This is a genomic window from Sphingomonas sp., assembly GCF_040398505.1.
Classification (GTDB): Bacteria; Pseudomonadota; Alphaproteobacteria; order Sphingomonadales; family Sphingomonadaceae; genus Sphingomonas.
Window position 1 is genome coordinate 1 of sequence record NZ_JBBATX010000131.1, and the last position, 6,639, is coordinate 6,639.

At 67.2% G+C, this 6,639-nt stretch carries 9 protein-coding genes, 1 tRNA gene and 1 pseudogene; all 11 read left to right on the plus strand.

Annotated features, from left to right (window positions below; genetic code table 11):
- Positions 1–135, plus strand: a pseudogene (locus ABWP09_RS12820) (type II secretion system protein GspF); the annotation flags it as partial.
- An 8-nt stretch (positions 136–143) separates the two neighbouring features.
- The gene (gene gspG, locus ABWP09_RS12825; RefSeq protein ID WP_353205519.1) at positions 144–590 is read left to right on the plus strand and encodes a type II secretion system major pseudopilin GspG; all 447 of its coding nucleotides are present in this window, start codon (positions 144–146) and stop codon (positions 588–590) included.
- A 7-nt stretch (positions 591–597) separates the two neighbouring features.
- Entirely contained in the window at positions 598–1,062 is a 465-nt protein-coding gene (locus ABWP09_RS12830) for a GspH/FimT family pseudopilin (RefSeq protein WP_353205520.1), read from the plus strand.
- Positions 1,063–1,141: 79 nt separating this feature from the next.
- Positions 1,142–1,528: a type II secretion system minor pseudopilin GspI gene (gspI, locus tag ABWP09_RS12835; RefSeq protein WP_353205521.1), complete on the plus strand. Its 387-nt coding sequence runs from the start codon at positions 1,142–1,144 to the stop codon at positions 1,526–1,528.
- Positions 1,525–2,163 carry a type II secretion system minor pseudopilin GspJ gene (gene gspJ, locus ABWP09_RS12840; protein ID WP_353205522.1) on the plus strand — a complete coding sequence of 213 codons (639 nt, stop codon included), beginning with the start codon at positions 1,525–1,527 and terminating at the stop codon, positions 2,161–2,163. Before gspI ends, gspJ begins: the two co-directional genes overlap by 4 nt.
- A complete protein-coding gene (gene gspK / locus ABWP09_RS12845; protein WP_353205523.1) occupies positions 2,147–3,139 on the plus strand; it encodes a type II secretion system minor pseudopilin GspK in 993 nt (330 codons plus the stop codon). The genes gspJ and gspK overlap by 17 nt, the downstream gene beginning before the upstream one ends.
- The gene (gspL, locus tag ABWP09_RS12850; RefSeq protein ID WP_353205524.1) at positions 3,136–4,233 is read left to right on the plus strand and encodes a type II secretion system protein GspL; all 1,098 of its coding nucleotides are present in this window, start codon (positions 3,136–3,138) and stop codon (positions 4,231–4,233) included. Before gspK ends, gspL begins: the two co-directional genes overlap by 4 nt.
- Positions 4,230–4,706, plus strand: coding sequence for a type II secretion system protein M (locus ABWP09_RS12855; protein WP_353205525.1), 477 nt, complete (start codon positions 4,230–4,232; stop codon positions 4,704–4,706). Before gspL ends, ABWP09_RS12855 begins: the two co-directional genes overlap by 4 nt.
- Positions 4,703–5,428 (plus strand): type II secretion system protein N, encoded by a 726-nt coding sequence (gene gspN / locus ABWP09_RS12860; RefSeq protein ID WP_353205526.1) that lies wholly within the window; start codon positions 4,703–4,705, stop codon positions 5,426–5,428. The genes ABWP09_RS12855 and gspN overlap by 4 nt, the downstream gene beginning before the upstream one ends.
- 53 nt (positions 5,429–5,481) lie before the next feature.
- Positions 5,482–5,558: transfer RNA gene (locus tag ABWP09_RS12865), tRNA-His, on the plus strand.
- A gap of 28 nt (positions 5,559–5,586) precedes the next feature.
- The gene (locus ABWP09_RS12870; protein WP_353205527.1) at positions 5,587–6,636 is read left to right on the plus strand and encodes a Leu/Phe/Val dehydrogenase; all 1,050 of its coding nucleotides are present in this window, start codon (positions 5,587–5,589) and stop codon (positions 6,634–6,636) included.
- Positions 6,637–6,639: the final 3 nt, after the last annotated feature.

The following is a 6,639-nucleotide window of genomic DNA, read 5'->3' on the forward strand; positions in this document are numbered from 1 at the left end:
TTCGACCGCTTCACCACGACCGCGCTGTCGCTGCTCGAACCGCTGATCATCGTCGTGATGGGGGGCGTCGTCGCGACGATCGTGCTATCGATCCTGCTCCCGATCCTGCAACTCAACACGCTGGCCGGACAATGAGGTCTGTTATGTCTGATTCCCCCGCTACTCACCGGGTTCGCCCATCCGAACAGGGCTTTACGCTGATCGAATTGATGGTTGTGATCGTCATTCTCGGCCTGCTCGCCGCGATCGTGACGTTCAATGTCCTGCCGCTCGGCGATCGCGGCAAGATCACCAAGGCCAAGGCCGATATCGCGACGATCGAAAGCGCGCTCGATCTCTACAAGCTGCAGAATGACAACTATCCGACGACGACCGATGGCCTGCAAGCGCTCGTCTCGCCGCCGGCCGATGTCGACGCGTCAAAGTATCAGCGCGGCGGCTATATCAAGAAATTGCCCAACGATCCGTGGGGCCGCCCCTATCTCTACGCCGCGCCGGGCCAGCATGGCGACGTCGACGTCTGGACGCTCGGCGCGGATAAAAAAGAAGGCGGCGAGGGGCCCAATGCCGACATCGGCAGTTGGCAATAAGGCGCCGATGACGCGCCGCGCCGCCTCGGGACACGAAAGCGGCTTCACGCTGATCGAGCTGATGATCGTCGTTACGATCATCGGCCTGGCCAGCGCGGCGGTGGTGCTTGCCTTGCCCGATCCACGCGGACGGCTGACCGACGAGGCAGAGCGCTTCGCTGCACGCACGCGTGCCGCGCACGATCTCGCGATCGTCGGCGCGCAGCCGATCAGTGTGTGGGTGTCGGCGGGTGGCTATGGTTTCGACGAGCGTCGCGACGGCGCGTGGGTCGCGATGGCCGAGCGCCCGCTCCGCGTGACGCAATGGAGCAAGGGCACCAGCGCCCAGCCGAGCGGGGACAATAGCCGCGACCGTGTGCTGTTCGATCCGACCGGCATTGCCGACCGACCGCTCGACGTGACGCTGGCGCGCGCCGACCAGACGATCGTCGTGCATATCGGCACCGACGGCAAGGTCCGCATTGGTGGGTAGGCCGCATCCCTTTTTGTCATCCCCGCGAAAGCGGGGACCCATCTCCGACGGCGGGTGTTGGGTCCCCGCTTTCGCGGGGATGACAAAAAATCCGATGAAAGGTGAGCCGAGGGGCTTCACGCTGATCGAAATGATGGTCGCGCTCGCCGTCTTCAGCCTCGCCGCGTTGGCGCTGATCCGCCTCGAAGGCGCGACGATCCGCGGGGCCGCCACGCTCGACACGACGCTGATGGCGCAGATGGTTGCACGCAATGTCGCGATCGAAGCGCTGACCGATGCGCGCGCCCCGGCGCTTGGCAGCGCGAGCGGGGTTGAACACAATGGCGGTCGCGCGTGGCGCTGGACGCGCGTCACGCAACCGACCGGCGATACCCGCATCCTGCGCATCGACGTGTCGGTGCGCGATGCCAGCGGCCGCGACGCCGGCCGCCTGACGGTAGTGCGCGACGGGGCGACCAAGCAGTGAGCGCGTCGCCCGACCCGATTTCGCGCGAAAGTGGCTTCACGCTGATCGAAGTGATGATCGCGCTGCTGATTTTCGGGCTGCTCGCGGCCGCCGGTGTCGCGCTGCTTTCGTTTGCCGTGCGTGCGCAGGGTGCGACGGGCGCGAAGCTTGAACAGGTCTCGGCGATGAACCGGCTGTCGTCGATCCTCACCGCCGATCTGGCACAAGCCTCGATCCGTCAGACGCGCGGGATGGGCGGCGAGGTCCTGCCGGTCTTCACCGGCGAATCGGGCGCTAATGGCAGTACGCTGCTCAGCTTCGTCCGCGATGGCTGGAGCAATCTCGACGGAACGCCGCGCGCGTCCGCGCAGAAGGTCGATTATGGCATCGTCGACGGCGCGCTGGTGCGGATCGCCTATCCGATGCTCGACGGGTCCGCCCCGCTGCCGCCGACCGCGATGCTCGACCATGTCCGGCAAGTGGCGCTGCGCTACCGCATCAACGGCGCGTGGAGCGATCGTTGGATCAGCACACCACAATTTCCGGTCCCCGCGGCGATCGAGCTCCGCGTGCAACGCGACACCGGGATCGAGACGCGACAACTGTTTCTCGTCGGCACCGGCTACGGAAAGCGAGTCGATGTCCAGGCCAAATGACGCCGCCCGATCCGAGCGCGGTGCCGCGCTGCTGACGGTGCTGCTGCTCGTCGCGGTGATCGCAGTGCTCGCCGGGACGGCGCTCGAAAAGCTGCGGCTGGCAACACGGCTCGGCGGCAATGCCGTCGCGCTCGACCAGGCGCGCGCTTACTCCTTCGCTGCCGAAACATTGGCGGTGGTGCGAGTCACCGACCTGTTGTTGAAGGCCGACGAGCGCGTCACGCTTGAGGGTGGATGGAGTGGCAAGCCGATCGCGTTGCCGGTCCCCAATGGCAGCGCCACGGCGATCGTCGTCGATGGCGGCAATTGCTTTAACCTCAACAGCCTGGTGACGGAGACAGGGCCCGGTGTGTACGCGTCCTTCACGCCCGCGCGGATCCAGTTCGCGCGGCTGATCCGGCTGGTCGATCCTGCGGCGCGCTCCCCCGATGCGATCGCCGCCGCCGCTTCCGACTGGATCGACAGCGACAGCGACGCGATCCAGGACGGGGCCGAGGACGGCGCTTATGGTGGCGGCAAGCAGGGGTATCGCACCGGCAACACGTTGATGCGCGACCCGAGCGAACTCCGCGCCGTCGCGAGCGTATCGCGCGCCGATTATGACAAGCTCCGTCCGTGGATCTGCACCTTGCCCATCGCCGCGCCATCGAAGATTAACGTCAATACGATCCTGCCCGAGCAAGCGCCGTTGCTGGCGATGTTGCGCCCCAACCTTGCAGTCGAAGCAGTACGGCAAGCGTTGCTGCGCCGTCCGCCGCAAGGCTTCAACACGACCGCTGCCTTCTGGTCGCAGCCGATCATCACTGGCGCGGGGGCAGCCGATGACGCAGCGGGGCAGACCGATATCAAGACCGTTTGGTTCTCGCTGCAAGTCGATGTCGCGCTGAACGGGGCGATCCTGCAACAATCCGGGCTGATCGACGCATCGGCCCTTCCCGCGCGGCTCGTATCGCGGCAATGGGGCGAGCGAACATGAGCGATACTCTCGTCCTTTTTCTGCCGACGCACGATGTGCCGTGGCGCTGGCTACGCATCGCCGACAATGTCGTGTCGGCGCGCGGCGAGGGGTTCCCGACGCTGCGCGAGGCAAGCGAAGACGCGCACGTTGCGGTGGTACCCGCCGATGCGGTGACGCTGCACTGGGCCGAACTGCCCGATCGCTCGCTCGCGCAGTCGGTGACCGCGGCACGGATGCTCGCCGCCGACGCCAGCGCGACGCCGATCGGCGAGCTGCATGTCGCGGTCGGACGCGAGGGGGACAATCTCGAACGCCCGATCGGCGTGGTCGCCACGGCGCAGATGCAGGCGTGGCTCGCCGACCTTGCCGCCAATGGCGTTGATCCCGAACTTGTGCTGCCCGCCCCGATGCTGCTGCCGCGCCCCGACTCCGGCTATCTCCGCGCCGATCTCGGCGGGGAAGGCGTGGTGCGCGGGCCGACCAGCGGTTTTGCCGATGAAGCGCGGCTGACCGAACTCATCACCGGCGGGGCCGCCCCGGAGATCATGCCGCGCGAAGCCTTGGAGGCGGCGATCGTCGCGGCCGTCGCCACGCCGTCGCTCGATTTACGGCAGGGCGCATTTGCGCGGCGCTCGCGCATCGGCGTCGATTGGGCGCTGATCCGCCGGCTCGGCTGGTTGAGCGCGGCGCTCTTTGTGGTCACTATTCTGATCACGCTGGTGCAGGTGCTGATCTATTCCAGCGCCGCCGACGAACTCGAACGTCGTGCCGATCTGCTCGCGCGCACCGGTCTTTCGCGCGGTGAGGCCGTGAGCGATGCCGACCGGCAATTGACCGCGCGGATCGCGCGGTTGCGCGGCGGCGGCATGGGCTTCAGCCGTACCGCCGCCGCAGTGTTCGGCGCGATCCGCGCGACGCCGGGAACCGAGGCGCGCACGCTTTCGTTTGATCCGGCGGGCGCGCTGCGCGTGACGGTCGGGGTGCAGAATGAAGGGCAGATATTGCAGCTTCAGCGCAGCCTCAACGCCGCTGGTTTCGACGCAACGCCGATGGGCCAATTCCAGTCGAGCAGCGGGCGCCTGTCGGGGGATATCATGGTGAAGCCACGATGACCGAGCAACTCCTGACCTGGTACCGCGCGCGGACGCAGCGTGAGCAATATATGGTGCTGGGGGCGGGCGTCGCCGTCCTCCTCGCCTTCGCCTATTTCCTGATCGTGCCGCTCAGCGATGCGCTCGCCTCGGCCAAGGCACGCCATGCCGATGCGGTGATCGCGCTGGGCGAGACGCAAGCGCGCGTCGATGCGGTCAAGGCACTACAGGCCGATCGCGCCGCCCCGCTTGAGGCACCGCTCGAATCGATAATCCGCGCGCGCGCCAACGATGCCGGCTTCGCGCTGACCACCGTCACGCCGCAGGGCGGCGACAGCGTCCAGATCGCGATCGCGTCGGCCCGCCCCGGCGCGCTGATCGGCTGGATCGCGGGACTCGAATCGTCGGGTATGTTGATCGACCGGCTCGCCACGACCGACAATGGCGATCGCACCGTCTCGGTGCAGATGACAGTGAAGGCGCAAGGACAATGACGCGCTTCCGCCTGACCACTGGCCCGCTTACGCTGTTCGGCGCGGTGTTTGTGATCGCGTTGATCGCGCTGCTGCCGCTCAGGCTCGTTCTCGGGCAGTTCGATCTGGCGCGGACGGGATTTGCCGCGCGCGAGGCAACGGGCAGCGTGTGGTTCGGTGCGGTGCGCGAAGCCGGGGTCGGCAGCATCGCGCTGGGCGATCTCGGCGCGGCGTTGTCGCCGTGGCCGCTGCTCGTGGGACGCGCGCGCGTCGATCTGGCGGGCCATTCGACCACCACCACGCGCGCAGTGCATGGCGCGGTGAGCGTGTCGCGGCACAGCATCGGCGTGGATGACATGACGGCGGTGCTCCCGGGCGGCGCGGTGTTCGCGCGCTTCCCGGTCAGCGGGCTCGATCTCGACGATGTCAGCGTGCGCTTCACCGATGGCAATTGCGACAAGGCCGAGGGGCGCGTGAAGGCGACGCTTGGCCGCGACATTGCCGGGATCAACCTGGCGCAGGGTCTGTCGGGCAGCGCACGCTGCGATGGTGGCGCGCTGTTATTGCCGCTTGCGAGCCAGTCGGGGACTGAGCAGGCGCTAGTGCGACTCTGGCAGACCGGACGGTTCCGCGCCGAACTGACGGTCAAGCCAACTGACCCCACCGCCGCGCAACAGTTGGAGCTAAGCGGATTTCAACCGACCGCGCGCGGCCATGTCCTCACCGTCGATGGCAAATTCTGATGCTGCATTCTTGACGCTGGCCCCTCCCGACCGCTAGGGGCGCATGCTCTGCGGCGATCGTAGTTCAATTGGTTAGAGCGTCGGCTTGTGATGCCGGATGTTGCGGGTTCAAGTCCCGTCGGTCGCCCCACTTCTTTTTCAGCCAGGAAATCAACATCGTGACGACCGGATGGGGCTTCGCCGATTTCGACGATCATGAGGGCGTGCACCTCTTCACCGACCCGGCCTCGGGGCTGCGCGCCGTGATCGCGATTCACTCGACCAAATTGGGGCCTGCGGCGGGTGGCGTGCGTTTCTGGCATTATGCCGATAGCGACCGCGCGATCACCGATGCGCTGCGTCTGTCGCGCGGCATGAGCTTCAAGAACGCGATGGCGGGCCTGCCGATGGGCGGCGGCAAGGGTGTCGTGCTGGCGGCGAACCCCGGCGATGCGATCACCGCGGCGCAGCTCGAGGCGTTCGGCCGCGCGGTCGAATCGCTCGGCGGGCGCTATGTGACGGCCGAGGATGTCGGCATGTCCGAAGCGAGCATGAAGACGATTGCGACGATGACGCGCCACGTCTCGGGCCTGCCCGTCGCGGCGGGCAGTGCGGGCGGCGATCCCGGTCCCTCGACCTCGATGGGGGTCTATCTCGGCGTCAAGGCAGCGGCGCAGCGCGGGCTCGGCGCGAGCGACATGAAGGGCGTCCATGTCGCGATCCAGGGTGTCGGCAGCGTCGGCGGTGGTCTCGCGCGCTTGCTTGCGCAAGACGGCGCGCGGTTGACGCTGGCCGATGTCAATGCGGCGCGCGCGCAGGCGTTGGCCGAGGAACTCGGTGCCGTGACGGTCGCAGCCGATGCGATCCTCGCCATTGAGGCCGATATCATCAGCCCCAATGCGCTTGGCGCGATCCTGACGCCCGATTCGATCGCGGCGCTGCGCACGACGGTCGTGGCGGGTGGCGCCAACAACCAGCTCGAAACCACGGCAGAGGGTGCGGCGCTGCAAGCGCGCGGGATTCTCTACGCGCCCGATTACGTCATCAATGCCGGCGGCATCATCAATGTCGGGCTGGAATATCTCGGCCTGGGCGATCGCGCCGAAGTCGAAGCGCGGATCGCACGGATTCCCGAGCGGCTGATCGAAGTGTGGGACGAAAGCGACCGTACCGGCGCGCCGGCGTCCGACGTCGCCGATTCGATCGCGCGCCGCCTGATCGGGCGCTAACGC

Excerpts from the sequence above, each read along its gene's own strand:
- gspG (WP_353205519.1), top strand. The coding sequence starts at position 144 with ATGTCTGATTCCCCCGCTACTCACCGGGTTCGCCCATCCGAACAGGGC.
- ABWP09_RS12830 (WP_353205520.1), top strand. The coding sequence starts at position 598 with ATGACGCGCCGCGCCGCCTCGGGACACGAAAGCGGCTTCACGCTGATC.
- gspI (WP_353205521.1), top strand. The coding sequence starts at position 1,142 with ATGACAAAAAATCCGATGAAAGGTGAGCCGAGGGGCTTCACGCTGATC.
- gspK (WP_353205523.1), top strand. The coding sequence starts at position 2,147 with ATGTCCAGGCCAAATGACGCCGCCCGATCCGAGCGCGGTGCCGCGCTG.
- gspL (WP_353205524.1), top strand. The coding sequence starts at position 3,136 with ATGAGCGATACTCTCGTCCTTTTTCTGCCGACGCACGATGTGCCGTGG.
- ABWP09_RS12855 (WP_353205525.1), top strand. The coding sequence starts at position 4,230 with ATGACCGAGCAACTCCTGACCTGGTACCGCGCGCGGACGCAGCGTGAG.
- gspN (WP_353205526.1), top strand. The coding sequence starts at position 4,703 with ATGACGCGCTTCCGCCTGACCACTGGCCCGCTTACGCTGTTCGGCGCG.